Source organism: Paenibacillus oryzisoli, from assembly GCF_050467285.1.
Classification (GTDB): domain Bacteria; phylum Bacillota; class Bacilli; order Paenibacillales; family NBRC-103111; genus Paenibacillus_E; species Paenibacillus_E oryzisoli_A.
In genome coordinates this window covers 36,750-60,893 of record NZ_JBCMUN010000025.1, presented here as the reverse complement: position 1 = coordinate 60,893, position 24,144 = coordinate 36,750, and the positions used below count along the sequence as shown (strand labels likewise).

Sequence of the window (24,144 nt, the reverse complement as noted above, 5' to 3'; positions counted from 1 at the left end):
GAAGGAGAGTTAGAAACTATGAATCCCTATTTGCAAGTAGGAAATCTGCAAGTCGCATCCAGTCTGCATCGTTTTCTGGAGTCTGAGGTACTACCGGGAACTGGCATAAGCGCAGATAAGTTCTGGGCACAGCTGGAATTGCTGATCGATGACCTATCCCCGGTGAACCAGGCACTGCTTCAAAAGCGCGATGCGCTTCAAGACCAGTTGCATCAGTGGCATAATCAGCACCGGGACGATTTTAATGCGGAGACTTATAAAGCATTTTTATCTCAAATCGGTTATCTGGAACCGGAAGTTGAAGATTTTCAGATTGGGACACAGAGTGTAGACGATGAAATTGCTATACAGTCCGGCCCGCAACTGGTTGTACCTGTGACCAATGCGCGGTATGCGCTGAATGCGGCAAACTCGAGGTGGGGAAGCCTGTATGATGCGCTATATGGCACAGATGTCATTGATGAAGGCGGCGGTGCTGAACGAAGCGACTCGTACAATGAAGTTCGTGGTCAGAAGGTCATTTCGTTTGGAAAGTCATTCTTAGACCAAGCGGCTCCTTTAACGAAGAATTCGCATGCAGATGCAGTTGCCTATACGGTTGTTGATGGGCAATTGCAAATCGTACTAACCAGCGGGGGACGGGTTGGTTTGTACGACAAAGTGAAGTTTGTCGGGTATCAAGGCAACCCAAGCAGCCCGTCAGCTGTTCTATTGAGAAATAACGGGCTCCATATAGAACTTCTAATCGATCGTCGTCACCTGATCGGTCAGAATGACCTGGCAGGCGTGAAGGACATCTTCCTAGAAGCAGCAATTACTACGATCATGGACTGTGAAGATTCTGTTGCAGCTGTAGATGCGGAAGATAAGGTGGACGTGTACCGCAACTGGCTAGGCCTCATGAAGGGGAACCTGCAGGCTTTCTTTTCAAAAGGCGACACAACGATAACCCGTGCTCTTCATCCCAATCGCAGCTATGTGTCTCCCGAAGGCGAAGCATTCGAGCTTGCTGGACGTTCCCTGCTTTTTGTGCGGAATGTCGGGCATTTGATGACGATCGACGCCATTCTGGATAGAAATGGAGAGGAAGTGCCTGAAGGGATATTGGACGCCGTAGTGACTAGCGCTATCGCCATGCATGATGTGCTGGGCAACAGTCTTTATCGGAATTCAAACAAGGGATCTATCTACATTGTTAAACCCAAGATGCATGGCTCGAAGGAAGTAGCATTTGCCAACACGCTCTTTGATCGGGTAGAGGATTTACTCGGTCTTGAGCGACACACCATTAAAATTGGCGTGATGGACGAAGAACGGCGCACATCTTTAAATTTGAAAGCCTGCATTCGGGAAGTAAAGGATAGAATTGTGTTTATAAATACGGGATTTTTGGATCGGACAGGCGACGAGATGCATACGTCTATGGAAGCCGGACCGATGATCAGGAAGAACCATATGAAGTCTTCAATCTGGCTGCAGGGCTATGAACGTTCTAATGTGCACGTCGGACTGACTTGCGGCTTGCAAGGTAAAGCCCAGATCGGCAAGGGGATGTGGGCGATGCCGGATCTGATGAAGGAGATGCTTCAGCAAAAAATCAGCCAATTAGAAGCAGGCTGCACAACAGCCTGGGTGCCCTCCCCTACTGCGGCAACTTTGCACAGTTTACATTATCATCAAATAGATGTAAAAGAAGTTCAATCACAACTGTTGATGCAAAAAGTGAATTATATCGATCAAATTCTGGAGATTCCCGTTTCGCACGATCCTTCATGGTCCCAAGAGGAGATCCAGCAGGAATTAGATAATAATGCCCAAGGCATTCTCGGATATGTCGTTCGTTGGGTGGAGCAGGGTATCGGCTGTTCGAAAGTCCCTGATATCAATAACATCGGTTTAATGGAGGATCGGGCAACGCTTCGGATTTCCAGCCAACATCTGGCGAACTGGCTGCGACACGGCATTTGCAGTCAAGAACAAATGATCGAGACTATGCGGCGTATGGCACATATCGTGGATAAGCAGAACGCGAATGATCCCGCATATCGTAGTATGTCAGCTGACTTTGAGCACTCGGCAGCGTTTCAGGCAGCGCTCGAGTTGGTTCTGCAAGGTTTCGATCAGCCCAATGGTTACACAGAACCAATTTTGCATCGTTACCGCAGGGCCTTTAAAGCTGGCAGCACAGCGTTGAACGCTTAACCGTAACATCCTCATGTAGAAAGGAGCGTTAAATGCATGCGTATTCTGGTTGCACCCGATTCGTATAAAGGGTGTATGACAGCTTCACAGGTTGCAGCGATCATAAAGAAGGGCATTGAAGCGGGATTTCCGGAAGCCATTGTGGAAACCGTCCCTTTAGCGGATGGAGGGGAAGGGACTCTCAGTACGTTGGTGGATGCAACCGGAGGCAAAGTTATGGAGCTCGAAGTAAGCGGACCCAACATGGCGAGAATTACTTCTCAATATGGCGTCTTAGGCGACCGACGGACAGCCGTTATTGAAGTTGCGCAGGCAGCAGGTTTGACGTTGGTGGAACAATCGGAAAGGAACCCGATGCAAGCAACAACTAGGGGCGTCGGTGAGCTGTTGATTGCCGCTCTAGATGAAGGATACAGAGAATTCATCATTGGACTGGGTGGAAGCGCGACAAATGATGGCGGGTTGGGTATGCTTCAAGCGTTGGGGGGCGTATTTACGAATGTGAATGGCCAGGAGGTGCTCCCCATAGCCTTGTCTTTAGCAAGTATCCACTCCGTAGATTTAACAGGGATTGACCCCAGAATCAAAGAAAGCCAAATTACAGTAGCTTGTGATGTAGAGAATCCGTTATGCGGGCCAACGGGGGCATCTGCGGTATTCGGTCCTCAGAAAGGTGCCTCGTCGGAACAAGTGAAGGCGTTGGACGGTTCCTTGCACGCCTATGCCTCGCTGATCGAACAACATACCGGGTGCAAGGCTCAAAGTATCCCTGGAGCAGGCGCAGCAGGCGGTCTTGGGTTTGCTTTCCTTACGCTTGGAGCTAAGCTCGTGCCTGGTGCCAAGATCATGGCGGAAGCATCCGGCTTGAAGCATAAAATGCGTCTTGCTGATTGGGTCATTACAGGAGAAGGCCGGAGCGACTCCCAGACGGTCTACGGCAAATTGCCGGTCTATGTCGCACAACAAGCGGAGGAGCTGGGAGCGAAGGCAATTTTGATATCCGGCGGTCTTGGACAGGGGTATGAGGATTTGTATGCTTACTTTGTGAGCTGTCACTCTATAGTGCCGGGACCAATGACATTGGAGTCTGCCATGGAGCATGCTGAAACACTTCTCATGCGCACGTCGGAAAACGTCGCTCGTCTCATACAAGCTTCCAGCGTCAACAGGAGGGAATCATAATGTCAATAACCACGAACATGATCCTACGGGTCGAGATTGATAAATCGCTCATCACTTTTGGAGAAGTGGCAACAGTAATTCATCATGCAGGAGGAGATTTGGTCGCCATGGATATGATCCGGGCAGGCAAATCCGTTATTGTTCAAGATCTTACCATCCAGCTAAATGCTGAGGGCGACAAGCAGCTCATTCATGCGATCAATGCTTTAGAAGGAGCTCGGGTTGTGCATGTTTCAGACAGTACCTTTCTTGCACACCTTGGAGGTAAGATTCAAATAACGCCGAAAACGCCGATTAAAAATAGAGAAGATTTATCACGGGTGTACACGCCTGGCGTCGCTCGAGTCTGTATGGCGATCAAAGACGACCCGCAAAAAGTATATACCTTAACGGCAAAACGAAACACGGTTGCCGTCATTACGGATGGTACTGCGGTTCTGGGACTTGGTGACATCGGTCCTGAGGCTTCGATGCCTGTAATGGAAGGGAAGGCTATGTTGTTTAAACAATTTGCTGATGTGGATGCATTCCCCATCTGTCTGCAAACCAAGGATACCGAAGAAATTTTGCGCATTATCAAGGCGATATCGCCTACTTTCGGAGGGATCAATTTAGAAGACATCAGCTCCCCGCGCTGTTTTGAGATTGAGAAAAGGCTTCAGGAAGAACTGGATATTCCAGTCTTTCATGATGATCAGCATGGAACCGCGGTCGTTATATTGGCGGGTCTGTTGAACGCGCTTCGTTTGGTCGGCAAGTCTATCGAACAAATTAGGGTAGTCATTTGCGGTATTGGAGCCGCAGGAGCAGCTTGCATTGAAATGCTGCAGGCAGCGGGGGTGAAGAGTATAGTAGCCGTAGACCGGTGCGGGGCATTAGTGCCGGGAAGCTTATATGGAAATCCGACGTTGGATCGAATCGCAGCTATTACCAATCCGGAGCGTAAACAGGGAGGGGTATCGGAGGTGATCGGAGGTGCGGATGTATTCATCGGTGTATCAGGTCCCGGCGTGCTCGAAGTTGCGGATCTACGCTTGATGGCAAGGGATCCGATCGTGTTTGCCATGGCGAATCCGGAGCCTGAGATTGATCCGGAGCTTGCCGAGCCTTTCGTTAGAGTTATAGCTACAGGGCGGAGCGATTACCCGAATCAGATCAATAATGTGCTTTGTTTTCCGGGGATGTTCCGGGGAGCGCTTGATTGCCGGGCTTCATGCATTAATGAAGAGATGAAGCTGGCAGCAGCCAGAGCCATTGCTTCTATCGTGACAGATGAAGAACTGAATGAACAATACATCATTCCCAGTATTTTCAACGACAAGGTCGTTCCAAGAGTTCGTGATGCTGTGATAGAGGCAGCTATACGTACTGGGGTGGCAAGGCGGATTCCCCCGGAATACCAGTCTGGTGAGAACATGCGAAATTTCCAACTTTTACAGGGAGAACAAACCGACATACTAGTCTGACACAGGATGGTCGTTAGTAAGTAAAGCTAATTGGTAGAATCGTCTATTATTAAATAGGGTCTTTTCCAAAGTGACTTTTGAAACGACCTCGAGTAACCGTTTAAGATTAATTTTAGAAAACCGAAGAGCTAAGCGGTTTGTTTTGCTTAGCTCCTCGGTTTTTTTCATCCACATCTGCTTTTTGAGCAGATTATGGTGGCTAATTATCGGAACTCAAGGACAATATTTTGAAATGCCTTCAACGCATTGAATCCACTGGTAGAAGTACCCGTTAGGTTGTACGATATGTTCCTGATCCCAAGCACATGCCGCATCTATAAGGTAAAATGGAAGATCTTTATCTGATTCTGTTATGACAGGGAAAAATCTTTTCATGTTATCACATCAAAGTCAATCGAAGTTATCTTTCTAAGAAGTTAAGAGAAGGAAATGATCCTTTCCAAGGAATTGTTCTTTCACTTACTCACATGTTTTATATTTGGGGAGATTAAATAATCGGAAGATCCGCTAAGTCAGCGGAAGATCGTCTCTGTTCGTGAAGCAATGCATCTCCTTATAATAAGATACATAAGTTACATACAAAGTTTAATGGTAAGCGATTACAAGATTTTATCCGTTCCGGTTGTAAAGGACTGAGGGCCTTCAATATATTCAAATTATTACAAGGGGGAAATAAGATGAGTATCAAGAAGCTGGGCTTATTAGCAGCTATAGGCGTGATTGCTGTTACTACCATCACCGGGTGCAATGGGAAAACGGAATCTCAATCGGCAACTCCTGATCCGAGTAAGAATATTGGTAGTAGTGAAGGAGAGGTCGTTGATCTTGAAGTATGGGATGTAAACGGAGGTTTTAAACCGATAACTAAGGGGAGCAAACTTTATGAATTTTACAAGGAAAAGCTGGGGGTAGGCGTCCTTCAACCGTACGTAGATTGGAACGGCGGCACAAACTATTTGAACCAGCTGAACCTTAAGATTGCCGCTGGTGAAATGCCAGACTTATTCCTGCCATGGCAAGGTAATGAAGATACCTTGGCTAAAAGTGGCGGCATTGCCGATTTAACTGATCTTTTGCCCAAATATGCACCAAACGTATGGAATCAAATCCCCAAGGATGTATGGGATATAGTGAAGGCAAATGATCCGACGGGGCAAGGCAAAATTTATTATATTCCCACCGTTTTGGATTATGGAAGAGTGGCTGGCTTGATTCGCAAAGATTGGATGGACAAACTTTCTCTTTCCATGCCGAAAACTCAAGACGATTACGTGAAGGTACTGGAAGCGTTCCGGGACAAGGATCCGAACGGCAATGGTCAGAAGGATGAGATTCCAACCGGAGGCAGGCAGGAAGGGCGTTGGATGGATCACTTGTTTGCGATGTACGGAGTTGCAATGTTTGAAGGGAACCCGGATTGGGATTTGTATGACGGCAAGCTGACGTATTCAGCCGTTTCTCCAAATATGAAAGCAGCTTTAGAATTCATTGCGAAACTATATAAGGAAGGATTATTGGACAAAGAGACGTTTCTGAACAGTAATGCTCAATGGGACGGTAAGATTGACGCCAATAGAGTCGGTAACTATTTTCACTGGGGACAGAACGTGAGTCAACATTTGGATAACATAGTTAAAAATCTCGGTGTCAAGGGTGATTTTTCAGTGCTCCCAATACCGGAGGTCCCAGGATACAAGGGATTTTATACAGCGAAGAAGATGCAGAAACCAGCATATGTCGTCAAAAATAACAAGGATCAAAATAAGTTGATGGCTACAATGAAATTGTTGAACAACATGTATGACAAAAAAAATTGGAAAGACCTGTATCTTGGCGTGGAGGGCATGCATTATACAATTACAGATGGCAAGCCGGTTAAATTGCCTCTAGACAAGAGTACACAAGAAAATCTATTTATTCAACCGTATCAAAATTTAGCGACGGCTGATTTTACTTCTGAATTAATTGAGAGTACTTCGTCGGAGGATAGAAAATGGACAACTGACCAAAATATTCGAAACATCCAAGAAACCCAGAAATATATCAAGACAATTGCCGGCGACGGAATGCCTCCAAGTGTATATGAAAATTTTCCTGATATTAATAATCGTACCCTGTATATCGAATATGCTAGTAAGATTATTACTGGACAATTCCCAATCAGCAAATTTGATGAATTTGTTGAGAAATGGAACAAATCAGGCGGTGAAGAAGTTACGAAGCGTGCGAGAGAATGGTATGCAAAGGTAAAGAAATAGTTTTTATAAGGATTAACATAAATGAATGAACAATGAAAAGAGCGAGTGTTGGTAATAATTCACCAACACTTGCTCTTTTTATTCAGCTAACGATTTGTTTCTCTGTATTTACTAGGAGATACGCCGAAACGTTTTCTAAACATGCGGCTGAAGTGAGTATAGCTGCCGAATCCACTGGAGTAGGCAATTTCCTCTAACGTGCTCGTTTCAAATAGAATATAGTTCCTCGCAATGTTCAACTTAACCTCATTAGCATAATCCATTATAGAGTTGCCAAATGTTGCTTTAAACAACTCCGATGCGCGAGATATTCCTAACCCTGCATGAGAAGCAACTTGTTTCAGGGTGAGTGATTCTGTGGCATGCTGCTCAATGTAATTTCTCATCTGGCTAGACAAATAATGCCTGTTGGAAGCGACTGAGTTGCGGCTTAGAAATCGGCGGATATACAGAAACGCAAGACGAACCGAATAGTCTTGAATATCTAAATCCTGATCCTTCAATTTACGACGTTCATAGACTAAATTTTTTAATATGTTGAGGAAAGGATCATCCATTCCAATGTGCAGCTTGCGAGGGTGATCGCCAAATGGTTCCACTTCTTTCGTTTGGCAGTAAAAAAAGTAGTCGACACAGCGCACGCTTTCCCCGTGCTCCGAAAGACCCGTTTTTAGGGCGTAATGATCTCCAGGAGAGGCGACTAATAGATCACCAGGGTGATACTCTTGAGCTTGCCCGTTAATGGATATCTGACTACTCCCTTCGGCTTGAAAACGAATCAGAAAAAATTGAAGCACCCGCTCGGAATATAGCGGTTTGGTATGGATCTTGTAACCACAACTTAACAAAGAGCATGATTCCATTTCTGTCTTAAAGCCCCCTCCCTGAAATTAATCGGAAGATCCGCTGAGTAAACGGAAGATCGTCTCTGTTCATCATAAGCGCTGCTTACCTATAATGTAAAGAGAGGTTGCGTGACTGCTACCAATCAATTTATATGGAGGTCTTTTAAATGATTCAGCAAAAATGTGCTCTGCAGCTGTATACTTTGAGAGAAGAGTGCAAAGTGGATTTTCCAAAGGTTCTGCGGGAAATAAAAAGCATGGGGTGGGCTGGCGTGCAATTTGCTGGATACCATGGGTATGATCCGGAGGTACTGGCTGAAACGGCGGAGAAAACGGGTCTGCAGACCGCGGGATTGCATGTTAGCTACCAACGGGTTACAGAAGAGTTAGACGAACTCATTGCTGAAGCACGGATGTTCAAAACTCGTGATTTGATCATGTCCTCCACTCCTATGAACCTGAGAGATTTAGAAGGATACACTGAAATAAAGAAGCGATTAAATGCAGCTGCTGAACAATTACGGCTTGAAGATATGCGAATCAGCTACCATAACCACGCCTATGAGTTTGATACCGCGATTAATGGACTCTCAGCTTTTGAATTTTTGCTGGAGCCAACAATGGACAATCTGATCCTTGCCGAAATTGACGTATATTGGGTGAAGAAGGGTGGCTATGACCCTTTATCAATTATCTCTCGTTATTCCGGAAGAATGCCAATCATTCACTTGAAGGATATGGCCCTAAATAATGAACAAACGTTTGCGGAAATTGGCGAAGGATGTATCGACTTTAGTCCGATTTTGAAATGGGGAGAGCAAAACGGTATAGAGTGGTATGTAGTAGAGCAGGACAAATGCTTTAGGGCCCCAATGGATTGTGTACAGACAAGCTTCACCAACTTGTCTCGCATCGTTACAGAGCTTAAATAATAAGGCAACTGAGGAAATCCGAACGTTAATCATAAGTTGGAGGTAACTATTATGGGGAAAAAGCTGAAATTTGGAATTATCGGAACAGGGAATATATTCACAGCGTCACACTTGCAGCCTTTATTGGAGCATGAAGAGGTAGAGATTGTCGCTTTATGCGATATCAATAAACTCAGAGCAGAGAAACTAGCTGCTGAGTACAAGATTCCTTATGTTTACAGTGACTATGATCAGATGCTGAAGGAATTACCTGAACTAGAGGTGGTCGATATATGCACGCCGAACCTCTTTCATTCCAAGGCGGCTATAGCAGCTCTGGAAGCGGGTTGCCATGTGTTTTGCGAGAAACCAGATGCGGTAAATCCAGTGGAAGCGCAGAAAATGGCGGACGCAGCGAAAGGTTCCAATAAGCTATTAATGGTCATGCGCAATAATCGCTTCTCACCGCAAGCTCAATATTTGAAGAGTTATATTGAGGAGGGCCTAGCTGGAGAAATATACACCGGTCGTTGCGGATGGTTGCGCCGTAGGGGTATTCCTGGCAAAGGTGGCTGGTTTACTACCAAGGAATTGTCAGGTGGTGGGCCTCTTATCGATCTTGGTGTTCATTTTATAGATTTGGCCGTCTGGCTAATGGGTAACCCTCGTCCTGTGGCAGTGAGTGGCGCAACTTATACGAAATTTGCTAACAATGAGTTATCGGACTCTATCCATTCGAAATTCGGAGAGCGGCAGGAAAATGGCACGTTTGACGTTGAAGATTTGGCAAATGGATATATCCGCTTCAATAACGGGGCTACTCTCCAATTGGAATTCAGTTGGGCGTCCAACCTTGGGGAGGAGATGAACTTTGTGGAATTACGAGGCACTCAATCCGGGGCCAGCATTATAAAAGGTGAATTACAAATTTATACTGAGACTGCAGGACAGTTAACCAATCTTACACCTGTGTTTAAAGGTACAAGCAAGCTGGGGAATCACGGAAAGCACTTGTATCACTTCATTGATTGTCTACAGGAACGAGCGGAGCCGATCAACACGCCAGAACAAGGAGTCGATATGATTAAAATTTTGTCTGCTCTCTATGAATCTGCGGAAACCGGTAAAGAAGTACGCTTGTAATTTCAAACTGGTGTTCTGAACGATCCCCTTCTGATATGTACCTTAAGAGAATGACTCTTAACGTAGACTTTTAAAGACCATTTGAAAATGAGTCTGATCACACATTTACTCCTCTGATGCAAGAATTGGGCAAATTGGTATAATTAAGATAATAGTGAAAATATCACTCTACAATTTTGAGGAGAAATGAAGATGAATGTAAACGCTGCAAAACGGCCCAATATCATTTATATCATGAGTGACGATCATGCTGCGCATGCCATAAGTGCCTATGGTAGCCGGATTAACAAGACCCCGAATATCGACCGAATAGCTGAGGAAGGTATGCGCTTTGATAATTGCTTTTGCACGAACTCCATTTGTGCCCCTAGTAGGGCGGTGATTTTGACAGGCAAGTATAATCATCTATGTGGAGTTCAAACGCTGAAGGAAAACTTTGATTCGCGACAACCCACCGTACCCAAGATGCTTCAAGAAGGCGGATATCAGACTGCGCTCATCGGAAAATGGCATCTCGGACACGGTGGAATCAGTGATCCTACTGGATTCGACTACTGGAACGTATTCATTGAACAAGGTGAATATCATAATCCAGACATGATTGAAATGGGGGAGAAGAAGACCTTTACGGGTTATGCGACGGATCTCGTGGCCGACTTCTCAATTGATTGGATGAATAAGCGCAATAAAGAACAGCCGTTCTTCCTGATGTGTCATCATAAAGCACCGCATCGGCCTTGGGAGCCGGACGAAAAACATAAGCACATGTACGAAAACGAGGAAATTCCGGAACCGGAAACCTTTTACGATGATTACGAAAACCGTTCCGAGGCGGCCAGTGTAGCAACCATGCGAATCGACGACTTAAAAGAGAGAGATACGAAAGGCAAACCGCCGGAGGGGCTGGCTCCGCAGGAAGTGAAGCAATGGAAGTACCAGCGATATATAAAAGATTATTTGCGATGCATCGCTTCTGTGGACGATAATGTTGGAAGGATTCTAGATTACTTGGATGAAGAAGGCATTGCGGAGGATACGATCGTTATTTATACCTCGGACCAGGGCTTCTTCCTAGGTGATCACGGCTGGTACGATAAGCGGTTTATGTACGAGGAGTCACTTCGTATGCCTTTCCTTGTTCGTTACCCGCGGGGCATCCGTCCAAGCAGTATCAATAATGATATGATTTTAAATCTTGATTTTGCTGAGACATTCCTTGATTACGCTGAACTGCCGGTTCCGAACGACATGCAAGGACGAAGCCTACGGCCGTTGTTCAATGGTGAAACACCAAAAGAGTGGCGAACTTCCATGTACTACCGTTACTGGATGCACTATGATCAGTTCCACAAGGTATATTCACATTATGGTATACGGACACAGCAGTATAAGCTGATTTACTATTACGGTGAAACTTTTGGATACCGTGGCTCCTTTGAACACCAGATAACGCCTGAATGGGAAATGTTTGATCTGAAGGCTGACCCATACGAAATGAACAATGTGTACGACTCGCCGCAGTATGCTCAAATCCAGAACGAGCTGATTGCAGAGCTTGAACAGTTGCAGGCGCAATATAAAGACGAAGGACTACATCGTCGACATAGTGGATAGTATAGGTGTACACAGCAACCCGTTGGAGCTGACGCCCAACTTTGACAGATTGACCTAGTAAACAGCTTGCATGAAGCCTGTGAAATTAAGATTTCACAGGCTTTTAATTTTTTATGTCGATGTTGAAAGGGGAGGTGCACACGGTTAAGTATTTTCAGATGTGGTCAAAGCTTAAGCATCCGTCTGAAATCCCGTGGCGCGAACCCGGTGTGGTTCTTGAACATCGTTGAAAAGTTATGCTGTTCCATGCCTACGGCTTGGGCAATGCTGCCGATGGACTGATCCGATGCCAGCAGTTGGCGAGCCTTCTCCACCCGCAGACGGTTCATATACTGCATGGGAGAGCAGCCAAGCAAAGTGTGGAACGCGCGGATGAAGTAATTCGGATGGTAGTGTGCCAGTCCAGCCAGCTGTTCGATTGTAATTTTTTGATCCAGATGTTGTTCAATATATTGAAGAACACAGTTCATTTTTTGGGCAGCAGCAGCCGGATTCGCAATCATCTCGCAGGGCTGCTGCAAGTAGAGTCCTAACAAGCTGAGCAGAGCGGACCGTGAATGAAGAATGGCGGCTGGCGACAGATCTGCGTTGCAGTCTACGATTTGCTGGAACCACCGTTTGACCTCTGACGGGTCGGGGGCTTCGAGGCATACGGGGAACCGATACAATTCGAAGAGATCCCGGCTTCCGACGCGGGCGGTGAAGTGGCACCAATATTTATGAAACGAGGCATCGCTATCCTCTGGAAACGACTGCACGGTGTGGCAAGGCAGCAGAATGAGTTGACCGGGCTTTGCCTGGTAAGCAGTTCCGTCCACTTCGATGGGGCCGCTGCCTTCTATAATAAAATACATGCGATTAAAGCTATGGATGGGGTTGTTTGGCTTCCAGTCATCACAGACGTTCTGAACCTTGGCGACGATTACATCGACCTGTAAATTAAAGAGCAGGCTGCGCAGAGAATCAATCATTGCTTTCTGATGCATATTGCCTCCTATTTTCGAAAAATGAAGTTAATATTTACTACAAAAAGGTTAACAAATTGAAAGATTGATGTAAATAGAAAAGGTACGATAGAAGGGCAGTTTGTAAGCGTGACCAAGCTAATTGAGCATGACAAGTATCCATTAGGAGAGGTGTGAAGGAGCAATGGCAGGTAATCGCGCTGTCGTGTATGTTGAGCCAGGAAAGGTGGAAGTTCGGGATATTCAATTTCCGGATCTTATTCTAAGAGACGGACCGGGAGTGAATCCGCTTAATGTGGGGCGCAAATGTGAGCATGGCGTTATTCTCAAAGTCGTGACCACGAATATTTGCGGCAGTGATCAGCATATGGTTAGAGGCAGAACGACGGCTCCAAGCGGATTGGTATTGGGACACGAAATTACAGGTGAAGTCATCGAGGTTGGCCGTGATGTGGAGTTTATTAAAAAGGGAGATCTGGTTTCCGTTCCGTTCAACATTGCATGCGGCCGATGCCGAAGCTGCAAGGAGCGGAATACGAATGTCTGCGAGAATGTGAATCCGGACCGCCCGGGCTCTGCTTATGGTTACGTCGACATGGGAGGCTGGGTTGGCGGGCAATCGGAATATGTTATGGTGCCTTACGCCGACTTCCAGCTGCTTAAATTCCCTGACAAGGAGCAGGCGATGGAAAAAATCCAGGACTTAACGATGCTTTCGGATATATTTCCTACTGGATACCACGGAGCTGTCAGCGCGGGGGTGCGGCCAGGCTCGACGGTATACGTCGCCGGAGCTGGCCCTGTCGGTTTAGCGGCTGCTCACTCGGCACAGCTGCTTGGCGCTGCAGTGGTTATCGTAGGTGACTTGAATGCTGAGAGATTGGCACAAGCACGCAGCTTTGGATGCGAAACCGTTAACTTGAGGGAACATCCCGATCTGGGAGAGCAAATCGATCAAATTCTAGGGGTTCCTGAAGTCGATTGTGCGGTGGATTGCGTCGGTTTCGAGGCTCACGGCCACGGTCACGCGCACGGCGAAGCTCCGGCAACGGTGCTCAACTCCATTATGCAAGTCACTCGGGCAGGAGGAAAACTCGGGATTCCAGGGTTATATGTAACTGGAGATCCGGGAGCTGTTGATAACGATGCCCGAATCGGCACGTTAAAAATTCGCTTTGGCCTTGGCTGGGCCAAATCTCATACGTTCGTGACAGGCCAGACGCCTGTTATGCAGTATCATCGGGAACTCATGATGTCGATCCTGAACGGTAAAGCTCAAATCGCTAAAGCTGTAAATGCAACCGTGATTTCGCTGGATGAAGCGCCGGCTGCTTATTCGGAATTTGACAGGGGAGCTTCCAAGAAGTTCGTCATTGATCCACACGGTTTAGTTAAGAAATAAAGTCAGTAACGGAAATGATGGAGGTTGGCATGAAAACAGGCAATCGTCAATTTATGACGGAAGTTGTAGCAGGGTGGGGCAAGCTGCCCGAAGGCATTTCGTTTGGCTATACGCACGGCATTGTGATCGATCGAGAGGATAACGTATACGTATTGCATACCGGTGAAGACAACGTAGCTGTGTTTAATCGATCCGGTGAATTTTTGCGTTCCTGGTCCGTGGAAGGCATAGGCGCTGGCGCGCATGGATTGTATCTGCATGCAGAGGCTGATGGTGAATATCTGTACATGACGGATACGGACAGTGCAGCAGTGCTTAAGACAACGCTTGACGGGGAGATCGTGCTGCGGCTGCAGCCACCAGTTTTGCCGGATATATACAAGGAAGAGAAGCTATATAAGCCGACCGATCTGGCGGTTGCGCCGAATGGCGACATTTATGTAACCGATGGCTACGGCCAACATTGGATTCACCGTTATGCGGCCAACGGGGAGTATCTGAGCTCTTTTGGCGGCACAGGCAACGAACCCGGACGTGTAAAATGCCCTCACGGCATCTCCGTGAAGTTGACGGAGAATGGTCCCGAACTGTATGTCGCAGATCGTGGGAATTACCGAATTCAAGTCTTCACGATGGATGGCAATCACAAACGGTTTATTCAAAATGATATGGACATGCCTTGCAGCTTCTATTTTGCTGGTGATTATATGTTCTTCCCTGACCTGCACAGCCGAGTCACCGTATTCAATGCTGCGGACGATACGCTGGTCGCGCATCTCGGTGAGGATCAACAGGCTTACAAGCAGCAGGGCTGGCCGAATCTGCCGAAAACCTACTATCGTGATAACCGTTTCAGCTCACCGCATGGTGTCTGTGTGGATTCCCACGGAGATGTGTATGTGTCGGAATGGATTTTCGATGGTCGTGTAACGAAGCTTCGCAAGATCTAGCGATAGAAAAAAAACGAGTTGAGCGCGAATCCGCTGCTTGACTCGTTTTTTTATGTTCAGTTTTAACAAGCTCGAATTCGAATCTCTGCTTGCGGCAAGCAGTCCGTGATGATTATTTCCACGCCGCCGCCTATGCGAGCGGCAATTTGCACCGTACACCCCGTACCTTCAGCTGCAAACTGCCCCCCTTCAGTCAGATTGACCAAGATGCAGAAGGGCTGGTCACGTTCCCCCACGTAGCGGAATGCTGCACGGTACGCCGTATAGTCTTCGTTGAAATGCTGCTGCAGCATCCACACATTGAAGCCGGCCGTCACTTTGCCCAACTGATAATAAGAGGCAAACCAGTTGATCACCGGTGCCGACAAGCCGCCGAACTGATGCCATCCTGCACCCCGCCCGGTCTGAACGATAAAATGCTCGTAACAATTGTAGGTGTCTTCCGTTTCACGTTTCCATAGCTCCAGTGCGGTATGGGCTATGCGGGAAGCCAGATCCGGGTAACCGAGATCAAGCATCGTTTTCCAGAAAAACCATTGATGCGGCATCCAAACCGCACCGTTCCAATAGCCATCCGCTCGATAATACGGTGCGCTTTGGTCTACGGTAGAAAGACCGATCGGCGTCCAGAAGCGGTCCTCATCGAACAGTGCCGCAACCAGCCGCTCTGCGCGCGCTCTGTCACAAATACCGGCAACCAGCGGATAAAGGCCGTCCATCCCCATGTTGTAGTTGGCGCCGGAGGCGTGCCGCAGAAGACCGGCAGGCGTGCCATCCTCGTGATGGATGACATAGCCGTAATAGCCGGCTTCTTCATCCCATGCATGCTGCTCCAGCGCTTCGGTCCATAACCGAATATGTTCCTCGTACTCCGTAATATCCGCTTGCCAAGCCTCGGACATGCCAGCCGCCAGTTGAAGAATCTTCGCGATGCGAATCGCCTGACTCGTTGTGATCACAGGAGCAACCGTCGATGCCAGTGCTTGTTCATGTACATATTTCTGCGGCGGATAGTCGTCCCAGCCTCCGGAATTATAGAAATAATCCCATGTTCGGAGCAGCCCGGACTGGAGTGTATTGGTCGTAGAACCGCCGGTTCTACCGGCCAGGAACAGGTAATACTGCCGCAACCGCGGGTAAAAATGGTTCACAAAGGCGAGAGATTGACCGTGGTTCCACAACTCTTGGAACAGGTACAGCTGCACGGGCACCGGGCTGCCGTGGTGAATAAAGGCGGCTTGGGAATCGCCCGGCTCCGTCATATACGCCTGCAAGCAATCGATCGCACGCTGAGCGTCGAGATCGGAAAAGCCCAGCCCAATAAACCCGGAGTCCCAGGTATAGAGCGAATCCCACCAGCGGCCAGGCGTGCTGTGGCGAATATATTTTCGCTTCGTATAGACAGGGAAAACGGTATTCGTCAGCAAGGTGGCGCGCATCAGCTGCTGGCTGAAAGCATAGGTGTCGCCGGAAGGGTAGACTGGAGCTGGCTTTAGCTTCGCGCGCTCCGTGAGATAGATGGACTCGCATTTCTCAGCGTCAAGCGTAAACGTCGCTAACATGGCATGAACGTCTTCATACGTCCCCGAGCACACGATCCCATGAAGAACCATCGATGAAGCGGGAAGCAGATGAATCGGGCGCATAAACACATTCGTAAAGTGCCCCTTCCCATTCCCCTGCAAAATCTCATCGACATGATTATGTACCGTATGACGAGCATAACGATCCAGCTCATCGTTTCTGTACTGCCGAATCTCAACATCAGGATACGTCCATAGGAGTCCATAATGATAAGGGGAGTCTGGGTAGCGAAGAATCAGACTGTCTAGAACAGGGCCTTCCAGCAGCTCAGGCTCGATCTGCCAATGACGGTCAACAAAGACGACGTCTGAGCAAACGCTGCGTTCGATAAGCGTGAATCCGTCAATGATCAGGGGACCCGAGCCAGCAGCCTGCAAGCGGATGGTGACTTCTCCGGCAGGAAGCGTCCCTAAGTGCAAGGGAGCAACTATGAAAGCGCTCGATGGTTCCAGCACAAGAGGATGCCTCTCACGTCCGATCTCAATCTCGAGTGTTCCGCGCTGCTTCGCTTGATAGCGCAATAGAAACACGCCGTCCTTGAGAGGGGCAGTGAGGCTCACCTCATAGCGGAGCAGATCTCCGTCGTCCGCGCCGAACTGGCACCCGATGGCAGAGCCGCCCGTACAATGCTGCCCGCGCACTTCTCCGCGCGCAAAGCCGTCATAGACCAAGCCGTCCGACGGGCGCGGATGGGCAAACGTCAATTCGCTGTAGTCCAGCGCATCTACCCACACCGCGCCTTCGGGAAGCTTGGCTTCTGCATGCACATGCACGTCTCCGTGTCCCGGAAGACGAGGCGGTTGCAGCGAAGCCATCCAGTGCAGCACGAGGTTCTGCGGCTGCTCGGTTTGATTAGCCAAAGCAACGCGGACGAGCCGGCTCTGATCGTCGATTCGACTGAACGAAATATCGGCATAGACCCGATCTTTCCATTCCAGTTCATGTCGATGAGAGAAATAGCTAAAATCCGGCGCAGCTTCCCACGGATGATAGCCGGATTCCCACAGAACGCTGGGAATATCGATTTTTCTTCTGTAGAATCCCGGCATTAAACTGAGATCAAAGCGCAAGCCTCTTGCTTGATCACTGATATGGGAAATGCCCATATATTGTTTCGTGTAAGGTCCCCAAGCAGGCAGTCTAAGATCATGGTCAGCGGGGAGGTTGTCGATGTCTGACATGTAGAATCGCTCCTTCAACAGTGTGGGATATTCTCTTTATTTTAAAGGAATACAAGCCCCAAAGCCTCTTGAAAGCAGATCAATTTGTCTTGAAATCGGATATTCGTGTTATGATGGAAGGAAAGCACCCGGGTGAAAGGGAGAACGCAAATGCCAGTAAGTTTGGCCCCTTACGATAAGGAACAAGTTGAGTATGCAGATCCGAATTTTCGAATTAAAATTTGGACGATCAACCATCCCAGCCAACCCTGGGAACAATATGGACCGTGGCACTACCATGAGGAAGTGGAGTGGATCGCAGTACTGCAAGGCACAATGACAATGGAGACGACGCATCTCAGCTATCCGCTGCAAAGCGGTGATGCGGTGATGTTAGGCTCCAACGAGCTTCACCGATCCCATAAATATGGACAGGCTGATCTGACGTATATCGTTTGCCATGTGGATATGCCGGCTTTCCTGGATCCGTCACTGCTGCCCTATCTGGCTGCTTTTACCGGCAGGTCCGCGAATCTAACGCAACTGAATGATGCGCTGCGCAAATATCCGTCAAGCAGACAACTCATTCACGAGCTCCTGCACCAGATGCTGGTGGACATGACCGCCAAACCGAGAGGCTACGAGCTCGCCGTGAATGCCAGTTTGAAAAAACTCCTGTATACGCTGATTCAAATTGACGATGCCCGCGTCATTGTGCCGATGGACCCGCAGTTAGCAGAGAAACTACGACCGGCGCTGACGTATATCGAGCAGCAGCTAGAGGCGTCTTGCCAGATTACGGATATTAGCGCCAAGCTGAACTACAATAGCAGCTACTTTGCCAAACTGTTCAAGAAAGGAATGGGCATGACGTTTACGTCGTATGTACAGCTGCGCAGAATGAAGCGAGCGGAGCAGCTCTTGCTGACAGAGGCATGGTCGGTGACGGAAATCAGCGGAAAAGTAGGGTTTACAAGCCCTGCACAGTTTTATCAGTTGTTCAAAAGGCACTTCGGCTGCTCACCGAAGCAATTTGTTGAAAGGCGGAACGCCAACCATACGACGAGGGATTAAAGCTAGGTACCACGCCGAAATTCACTTGGTGTCAGTCCAGACCAGCGCTTGAATTGCCGGCTAAAGTGTGTGGTATCCTGGTAGCCCAATAAGGAAGCTAAAGATTCAATGGATAAGGCGCTGTTAAGCAGCTGCCATTTGGCCTCTTGCAAAAAAGTGGGCTGCCTATGTGAAAGAATTATTCCGATTATGGAAGGGCTTGTCTTTCCTTTCATCGCAGGCTGTTCCAGGCATGTAGCCTTGGGACAGCCTGCTTGCATTTAATAATTCGAATAGTTAAGCTCGACCGTCGACAACCCGCAGAAGCCCGGGAAGTTCTTGGCGATCTTTCTGGCTTCTTCATCGGTGGAGGCTGCACCTAATTCTTCGATGCGGCGAATGCGGGCTCGCTCTGACATTTCCGCAGCTGTAATAATGTTATTAATCTGCTTATAAAGTTCCGGACCCCAGACTTTGCCGAAGTCTACATGCATCCGTTCATCGGCCATGTCAAACTCGCAATGAATCGCAGACAGCCCGTCGTCGAAGTTCCAGAACTGTTCGGCGCTTTTCCGCTTTTTAATAAAGGAACACGGTTCGGCGACCATCGTCAGCCCTGCGTACATATCCGGGAACCACTCGGCTGCAAGATCTTGGAGGCCTTTGCCCGGAGATCCTTTAAAGTACTTGAATTGGGAAGTGGTGTAGCCCATTTGCTCAAGACGCCGAACGCCCATTTGGCAATGCCGCACTTCATCCCACAGGTGACGGGCCAGGTCAAAATAAAACGGTTTCGGCAGGAGCTGCGCCCCATAATATAAATAGCATAACGATTCCGCTGCTCCCATTTCCGTGGCGTTGATATAGTGCATTTGTTTGATGCTGTCATGAAGGACAGACATGGAGGGATCTTCGTACGCCGTTTTATACTGGCCTGTAAAAATATGAATGGGGAAACGCTCAGCGTTCCAGGCTGAATCGGAAGGCACAGGGCCGAAGGCTTCGACTTCTGGATGAATCGGCCATTGGATAGTTGAACCCGACTCCCTGGGAGCTTGGCGATCATAACAATGCCACACCTGATCTACGTAGCGCTGCCAAGCTGCAACTTCCTCCGCGATAGCAGCGTTGTCGCTGCCTGCAAAGAAGATTTGGTCGTGGGCCCATGTCAGCATCGCCTGCCGATCCAGCACAATCATGCGCAGGACATCCAGCGTAGGCGCATCCAGAATGGGGTCAAGTTTATACTGGAGCGCTTCGTATCCGTCGTATAACCGGCGAAGCATGACGGTATAACCGGCAAAAAACGCGGCCTCCGAAGGCGCAAGAGAGCTTCGCTCGAAAGCTTCGCGCACATATGCCGGAGGGGGCTGCTTCTCAAGGGAGGGGCCAGGGAGCTCGCCTGTACGGGCATAGAGAAGCTTGGCGTGCTGATTGTGCAAGTAGCCGAAGCGGGCGGTCTGCCCCTTCGTTTCAAATTCTTTGACAGCAGGCACCCAGCCTAAAACGGCACGAGATAGCTCGAATTCCTCCCAGAACAACGCAGTGAGCGCAGCTGCCGTGTCTTTGGGACGCAGGTAGCGATTGGGTTTGCCTAATCTCGCTTTTACCGTATCCTGATCCATGATATTAACATCACGATGTTCATTCATAAAGTGGACCCCCAGTGAGATAGTGTTTGGTTCATAGGTTTAGTGTATCGCTCTGGAGGTAGTAAAAGTTTCTTTCATTTGTGCTAAAATATCGTTATGTTGCTCTTTATCAAAACAACCGAGGAGTTAAGCGAGAACAAAGCGCTTATCTCCTCGGTTGTTTTTAAATTTAATCTGACAACAAGCTTATTTATTTTTGTAAGCCTCGTTAATTTCTTGCACTATTTTTTGCACGTTCGGATCAGCTTTCATCTTGGCGACAAAGTCGTCCCAAGCGGTCAGTGATTCTTTGCCCATAATGACTTTTACTTTCATATCCTGAATTTTCTTTTTCAATTCGGGACCGTTGGTCAAGAAGGTCTGCGAAATCAGGCCGTTGCCAGCGTCCGGCGTGCTGAAGGCGGCGCGGTCGTCAATAATTTTTTTGCTGCGATCGTAGAACTCTTTCGGAATGCCGTTGTAGTAGGCGCGTTGGTATTTATCGAACATTTGGAACAGTTGTCCCAAGTTGTTTGATGTATCCGCGACATTATCCGTTTTGGCTTGTTCAGTTGCAACTTTAAGGTCGTCTTTCACCGTGTAGTGCTTGTCAGGCAGGCCGTACCGGGCGAGATTGGAGACTTCCTCGCCGTATCCTTGATCCATCAGAGCCAGCAACTGCTTCATTTTTGCTTCCGGCACCGTTTTTGGAATAACATACATGCCGTAGTTGCCAGAATCCTGGCCGGCGAATTTCTTGCCGTCCGGTGTCTTCAGGTAAGGAACCGGGAAGGAATCGGCTTTAGGGTCAATTTTTCTCATCGCATCCGTGTACAGCCATTGCGGGTTCAGCGCGGAGCCCAATACCCCGGCCTTGCCTCCCATATACTGCTCGCGGGCTTGCGTCATTTTAATGACGGCAAAATCCGATGTCAGCACTTTTTCATCATACGCTTTTTTCAACCATTCCAATGCTTGACGTTCACCAGGCTGGAAGGCTATGAAATCCAGTTGATTGCCAACCAGCTTGAAGGTGCCGAAGGCGCCGTTGAAGGTATCTTCAACCCAGGTATAGAGGCCCATGCTGTCTGTTTCTACTTGACCGGTGAGTCCGATAGTGTCCGCTTTTCCGTTGCCGTCCGGATCTTTTTCGGTAAATGCTTTCAAGACAGCGTACATCTCGTCCATCGTCTCCGGCACTTTCATGCCGAGCTTATCCAGCCAGTCTTTTCGGACATGTACGCCCCATGAGCCTTCGACCGGCCGCGGCCGCGGAATGCCGTAATTCTTTCCTTTAATTTTGGCATTATTCCATACGACCTCTGGAAGCGCACTCAAATTTTTATAGTCTTTGATGTAGGGAGTAACGTCCCAGAAAGCACCGGATGTAGCCATTTGCACAACCTGGGAGTCAAAAATATTGGGCACAAGCGTCAAATCAGAAAGATCGCCGGAAGCAAGCATAACTTTCGTTTTTTCATTAAGAGAATTCAGCGGGCTCCAGATGATATCCAGCTTAGTGTTGGTCTTTTTCTCAATTTCCTGCAAAATCGGGTTGCTCGGATCGACGGCCTGAGCACCTTGCTGCAGAGTATAAATGGAAACCTTCAGGGGTTCCTTGGAAACGGCGGTTGTACTGGTGCCGGCAGTTCCATCCGGAGTGGTTTTGGCATCCGTTCCGCAGGCAGTGAGCACCGTCGTCAGACTTAGCAGCGCGACGAGCGTCAACGCTGTATTCTTGGCAATGTTGTGATTGGTTGTTGGCATAGAATAACCTCCCTTGTGTATCATAGCGTATTTTGGGTTAAAAAAACATATAAGCAGTCCTTGCAAAATTCCGTCAGATGTCAGCCTTTGACGGAGCCGACCATCACCCCCTTGGCGAAATGCTTTTGCAAGAACGGATAGACAACCAGAATCGGCACCGTAGCGATGACGACAGCCGCCATTTTGAGCGTATCCGTTGGAATCTGGACATCGCCGGCCATTTGATTGGCGATTTCCCCCGAGGCGGAGCTGGACGAATCGATGAGCAGCATCTGCAGCACAACTTGCAGCGGACGCAAGTCTGGCTTCGTGATATACAGCACGGCGGAGAAGAAGGTGTTCCAGTAAGCGACGGCGTAGAAAAGTCCGAATGCGGCCAGCGAAGGCAGCGATAAGGGTAAAATAATGCGGAACCAGACGCCGAGATCGGTGGCGCCGTCGATTTTCGCGGCTTCTTCCAGTTCGTCCGGAATGCTGTCAAAGAAGCCCTTCATCAGAATCACATACCAGCCGCTGGTGAGCACTGGCAGAATCAGCGCCCAGGCGGTATTGATCAAATGAAGCTCGCGCACGACGAGATAAGGCGGGATGATCCCCGGATTGAACAAGGTGGTCATAAGAATCAGAATGAGCAGAACGCGTCGGCCCAGCAGCCTTTTCCGGGATAATGTGTAAGCACCGGCTGAAGTGACAATGAGACTAAGCGCAGTTCCGACGGTTGCCAGGAAGGTGCTCATGCCGGCTGCTTTGGTAAATACATTGTTGGAAAGCAGGTAACGGTAAGAGTCGAGCGTCCACTTGTCCGGCAGCAGAATAATCGTCTTCTGCAAGTATTCAATCGGCGATGTAAAAGAAACCGTGGTTATATAGTAGAAAGGAAAAAGCATGACCAGCGCGATCAACACCAACGCGCCAAGAATGGTTCCCTCAAACCAGCGGTCGGATAAGGATTTGTGGTTCATAGTCAAGACCTCCTAGTAAATGCCTTCCTCGCCGAATTTCTTGGCAAGGCGATTCGTAATCACGACGAGCACGACACCGACAATCGATTTGAAGAGACCGACGGCTGTGCTGTAGCTGAACTGCGCCTGCTGAATGCCGCTTCGGTAGACATACGTATCGAAGACATCCGCGACTTCGGAGACGGCGCCGTTCATCATGAGGTACACTTGTTCGAAGCCCACGTCCATCATATGTCCGACGCGAAGAATAAGCAGGATAATAATAACGTTGCGAATGGCGGGCAAGGTCACGTGCCATATCTGGCGAATGCGTCCGGCGCCATCGATTCTTGCCGCTTCAAAGAGCTGCGTATCGACGGAGGCGATCGCCGCGAGAAAGATGACGGTTCCCCAACCCACCTCCTTCCAGATGGATTGGAGGGTCAAGAGCCCCCAGAACATATTAGGGTTGGTGAGAAATTCGATTTTATCGAGTCCGACGGCATCCAGCAGCTTATTGATAAAACCGCTGGAGGTGGAAAGCATCAGATACGTAATCCCAACAATGATGACCCAGGACAGAAAGTGCGGCAAATATATAATGGATTGAATAATGCGTTTGACCCACTCCAGCTTGACTTCGTTCAACATCAGCGAGAGGAGGATCGGAAGCGGGAAGAAAAAGACGAGATTGAGCAAATTAATGGCAAGAGTGTTGCGCAGCAGCAGGAAGAAGCTGTCTTCGCCGAAGAACCGCTGGAAGTGCTGAAGACCTACCCAAGGGCTGTGCATAAAGCCTGCGAAAGGAGAGTAATCCTTGAAGGCGATAAGAACCCCCCACATGGGCACGTATTTGAATAGAAGAAAGAAGAGCAGCATTGGCGAGGCGATCAGATAGAGCATCCGATCTCGTTTAATCGCAGACCAGCGTTGCCGCAAGGTTGATTTGTTCGCTGCCTTGGCGGGCTTGTTTAATGCAGGCATGGGAACATCTGGCGTTATCGATGATTTCATAAGTGTCACCTGTTTCTGAATGAGATTGGTTGCGGTTGTCTGACTCCACTGTAAAC

General features: G+C 48.5%; 18 protein-coding genes. 10 read left to right on the top strand and 8 right to left on the bottom strand.

The annotated features are described in order from the left end of the window. Nucleotides 1-18: 18 nt before the first annotated feature. The 4 genes from ABE504_RS30290 to ABE504_RS30275 all read left to right on the top strand — a co-directional run bounded on the left by ABE504_RS30290 (nucleotide 19) and on the right by ABE504_RS30275 (nucleotide 7,108). Nucleotides 19-2,202: a malate synthase G gene (locus ABE504_RS30290; RefSeq protein ID WP_430096193.1), complete on the top strand. Its 2,184-nt coding sequence runs from the start codon at nucleotides 19-21 to the stop codon at nucleotides 2,200-2,202. 36 nt (nucleotides 2,203-2,238) lie between these two features. After that, entirely contained in the window at nucleotides 2,239-3,384 is a 1,146-nt protein-coding gene (locus tag ABE504_RS30285) for a glycerate kinase (protein ID WP_430096192.1), read from the top strand. Beyond that, nucleotides 3,384-4,850, top strand: coding sequence for an NAD-dependent malic enzyme (locus ABE504_RS30280; RefSeq protein ID WP_430096190.1), 1,467 nt, complete (start codon nucleotides 3,384-3,386; stop codon nucleotides 4,848-4,850). Before ABE504_RS30285 ends, ABE504_RS30280 begins: the two co-directional genes overlap by 1 nt. A 677-nt stretch (nucleotides 4,851-5,527) precedes the next feature. Beyond that, nucleotides 5,528-7,108, top strand: coding sequence for an ABC transporter substrate-binding protein (locus ABE504_RS30275; RefSeq protein ID WP_430096189.1), 1,581 nt, complete (start codon nucleotides 5,528-5,530; stop codon nucleotides 7,106-7,108). A gap of 86 nt (nucleotides 7,109-7,194) precedes the next feature. Here ABE504_RS30275 and ABE504_RS30270 read toward each other — a convergent pair whose 3' ends face one another. Further along, nucleotides 7,195-7,971 carry a helix-turn-helix domain-containing protein gene (locus ABE504_RS30270; RefSeq protein WP_430096187.1) on the bottom strand — a complete coding sequence of 259 codons (777 nt, stop codon included), beginning with the start codon at nucleotides 7,969-7,971 and terminating at the stop codon, nucleotides 7,195-7,197. Nucleotides 7,972-8,120: 149 nt separating this feature from the next. Here ABE504_RS30270 and ABE504_RS30265 point away from each other — a divergent pair, with 149 nt between their 5' ends. From ABE504_RS30265 to ABE504_RS30255, 3 genes are all read left to right on the top strand, one after another. Beyond that, complete coding sequence (locus tag ABE504_RS30265; RefSeq protein WP_430096185.1) at nucleotides 8,121-8,885, top strand: sugar phosphate isomerase/epimerase family protein; 765 nt, start codon at nucleotides 8,121-8,123, stop codon at nucleotides 8,883-8,885. A 51-nt stretch (nucleotides 8,886-8,936) separates the two neighbouring features. Then, nucleotides 8,937-10,007: a Gfo/Idh/MocA family protein gene (locus tag ABE504_RS30260; protein ID WP_430096183.1), complete on the top strand. Its 1,071-nt coding sequence runs from the start codon at nucleotides 8,937-8,939 to the stop codon at nucleotides 10,005-10,007. A 192-nt stretch (nucleotides 10,008-10,199) separates the two neighbouring features. Beyond that, nucleotides 10,200-11,621: a sulfatase family protein gene (locus ABE504_RS30255; protein WP_430096181.1), complete on the top strand. Its 1,422-nt coding sequence runs from the start codon at nucleotides 10,200-10,202 to the stop codon at nucleotides 11,619-11,621. Nucleotides 11,622-11,785: 164 nt separating this feature from the next. Here the strand turns inward: ABE504_RS30255 and ABE504_RS30250 are convergent, their stop codons facing one another. Next, nucleotides 11,786-12,607, bottom strand: coding sequence for an AraC family transcriptional regulator (locus ABE504_RS30250; RefSeq protein ID WP_430096179.1), 822 nt, complete (start codon nucleotides 12,605-12,607; stop codon nucleotides 11,786-11,788). Nucleotides 12,608-12,770: 163 nt separating this feature from the next. Here ABE504_RS30250 and fdhA point away from each other — a divergent pair, with 163 nt between their 5' ends. Continuing rightward, complete coding sequence (gene fdhA, locus ABE504_RS30245) at nucleotides 12,771-13,988, top strand: formaldehyde dehydrogenase, glutathione-independent (RefSeq protein ID WP_430096177.1); 1,218 nt, start codon at nucleotides 12,771-12,773, stop codon at nucleotides 13,986-13,988. A 29-nt stretch (nucleotides 13,989-14,017) separates the two neighbouring features. Next, nucleotides 14,018-14,938, top strand: coding sequence for a hypothetical protein (locus ABE504_RS30240; protein ID WP_430096175.1), 921 nt, complete (start codon nucleotides 14,018-14,020; stop codon nucleotides 14,936-14,938). A gap of 62 nt (nucleotides 14,939-15,000) precedes the next feature. Here the strand turns inward: ABE504_RS30240 and ABE504_RS30235 are convergent, their stop codons facing one another. Then, a complete protein-coding gene (locus ABE504_RS30235; RefSeq protein WP_430096174.1) occupies nucleotides 15,001-17,703 on the bottom strand; it encodes an MGH1-like glycoside hydrolase domain-containing protein in 2,703 nt (900 codons plus the stop codon). A gap of 150 nt (nucleotides 17,704-17,853) precedes the next feature. On the opposite strand from ABE504_RS30235, the gene ABE504_RS30230 reads away from it, so the two are divergent. Next, nucleotides 17,854-18,756 carry a helix-turn-helix domain-containing protein gene (locus ABE504_RS30230; RefSeq protein WP_430096172.1) on the top strand — a complete coding sequence of 301 codons (903 nt, stop codon included), beginning with the start codon at nucleotides 17,854-17,856 and terminating at the stop codon, nucleotides 18,754-18,756. 2 nt (nucleotides 18,757-18,758) lie between these two features. Here ABE504_RS30230 and ABE504_RS30225 read toward each other — a convergent pair whose 3' ends face one another. The 5 genes from ABE504_RS30225 to ABE504_RS30205 form a co-directional block, all read right to left on the bottom strand. After that, on the bottom strand, nucleotides 18,759-18,971 hold the full coding sequence (locus ABE504_RS30225; protein ID WP_430096170.1) for a helix-turn-helix domain-containing protein: 213 nt from the start codon (nucleotides 18,969-18,971) through the stop codon (nucleotides 18,759-18,761). A gap of 45 nt (nucleotides 18,972-19,016) precedes the next feature. After that, nucleotides 19,017-20,387 (bottom strand): hypothetical protein, encoded by a 1,371-nt coding sequence (locus ABE504_RS30220; RefSeq protein WP_430096169.1) that lies wholly within the window; start codon nucleotides 20,385-20,387, stop codon nucleotides 19,017-19,019. 186 nt (nucleotides 20,388-20,573) lie between these two features. Next, nucleotides 20,574-22,133: an extracellular solute-binding protein gene (locus ABE504_RS30215; protein ID WP_430096167.1), complete on the bottom strand. Its 1,560-nt coding sequence runs from the start codon at nucleotides 22,131-22,133 to the stop codon at nucleotides 20,574-20,576. Between the two features lie 80 nt (nucleotides 22,134-22,213). Next, nucleotides 22,214-23,095: a carbohydrate ABC transporter permease gene (locus ABE504_RS30210; protein ID WP_430096165.1), complete on the bottom strand. Its 882-nt coding sequence runs from the start codon at nucleotides 23,093-23,095 to the stop codon at nucleotides 22,214-22,216. A 12-nt stretch (nucleotides 23,096-23,107) separates the two neighbouring features. Beyond that, a complete protein-coding gene (locus ABE504_RS30205) occupies nucleotides 23,108-24,088 on the bottom strand; it encodes an ABC transporter permease (protein WP_430096163.1) in 981 nt (326 codons plus the stop codon). Nucleotides 24,089-24,144 lie beyond the last annotated feature (56 nt).

Excerpts from the sequence above, each read along its gene's own strand:
- ABE504_RS30265 (WP_430096185.1), top strand. The coding sequence starts at position 8,121 with ATGATTCAGCAAAAATGTGCTCTGCAGCTGTATACTTTGAGAGAAGAG.
- ABE504_RS30225 (WP_430096170.1), bottom strand. The coding sequence starts at position 18,971 with ATGAAAGGAAAGACAAGCCCTTCCATAATCGGAATAATTCTTTCACAT.
- ABE504_RS30275 (WP_430096189.1), top strand. The coding sequence starts at position 5,528 with ATGAGTATCAAGAAGCTGGGCTTATTAGCAGCTATAGGCGTGATTGCT.
- ABE504_RS30250 (WP_430096179.1), bottom strand. The coding sequence starts at position 12,607 with ATGCATCAGAAAGCAATGATTGATTCTCTGCGCAGCCTGCTCTTTAAT.
- ABE504_RS30215 (WP_430096167.1), bottom strand. The coding sequence starts at position 22,133 with ATGCCAACAACCAATCACAACATTGCCAAGAATACAGCGTTGACGCTC.
- ABE504_RS30255 (WP_430096181.1), top strand. The coding sequence starts at position 10,200 with ATGAATGTAAACGCTGCAAAACGGCCCAATATCATTTATATCATGAGT.
- ABE504_RS30235 (WP_430096174.1), bottom strand. The coding sequence starts at position 17,703 with ATGTCAGACATCGACAACCTCCCCGCTGACCATGATCTTAGACTGCCT.
- ABE504_RS30280 (WP_430096190.1), top strand. The coding sequence starts at position 3,384 with ATGTCAATAACCACGAACATGATCCTACGGGTCGAGATTGATAAATCG.
- ABE504_RS30270 (WP_430096187.1), bottom strand. The coding sequence starts at position 7,971 with ATGGAATCATGCTCTTTGTTAAGTTGTGGTTACAAGATCCATACCAAA.
- ABE504_RS30290 (WP_430096193.1), top strand. The coding sequence starts at position 19 with ATGAATCCCTATTTGCAAGTAGGAAATCTGCAAGTCGCATCCAGTCTG.
- ABE504_RS30205 (WP_430096163.1), bottom strand. The coding sequence starts at position 24,088 with ATGAAATCATCGATAACGCCAGATGTTCCCATGCCTGCATTAAACAAG.
- ABE504_RS30240 (WP_430096175.1), top strand. The coding sequence starts at position 14,018 with ATGAAAACAGGCAATCGTCAATTTATGACGGAAGTTGTAGCAGGGTGG.
- ABE504_RS30220 (WP_430096169.1), bottom strand. The coding sequence starts at position 20,387 with ATGAATGAACATCGTGATGTTAATATCATGGATCAGGATACGGTAAAA.
- ABE504_RS30260 (WP_430096183.1), top strand. The coding sequence starts at position 8,937 with ATGGGGAAAAAGCTGAAATTTGGAATTATCGGAACAGGGAATATATTC.
- ABE504_RS30210 (WP_430096165.1), bottom strand. The coding sequence starts at position 23,095 with ATGAACCACAAATCCTTATCCGACCGCTGGTTTGAGGGAACCATTCTT.
- ABE504_RS30285 (WP_430096192.1), top strand. The coding sequence starts at position 2,239 with ATGCGTATTCTGGTTGCACCCGATTCGTATAAAGGGTGTATGACAGCT.
- ABE504_RS30230 (WP_430096172.1), top strand. The coding sequence starts at position 17,854 with ATGCCAGTAAGTTTGGCCCCTTACGATAAGGAACAAGTTGAGTATGCA.
- fdhA (WP_430096177.1), top strand. The coding sequence starts at position 12,771 with ATGGCAGGTAATCGCGCTGTCGTGTATGTTGAGCCAGGAAAGGTGGAA.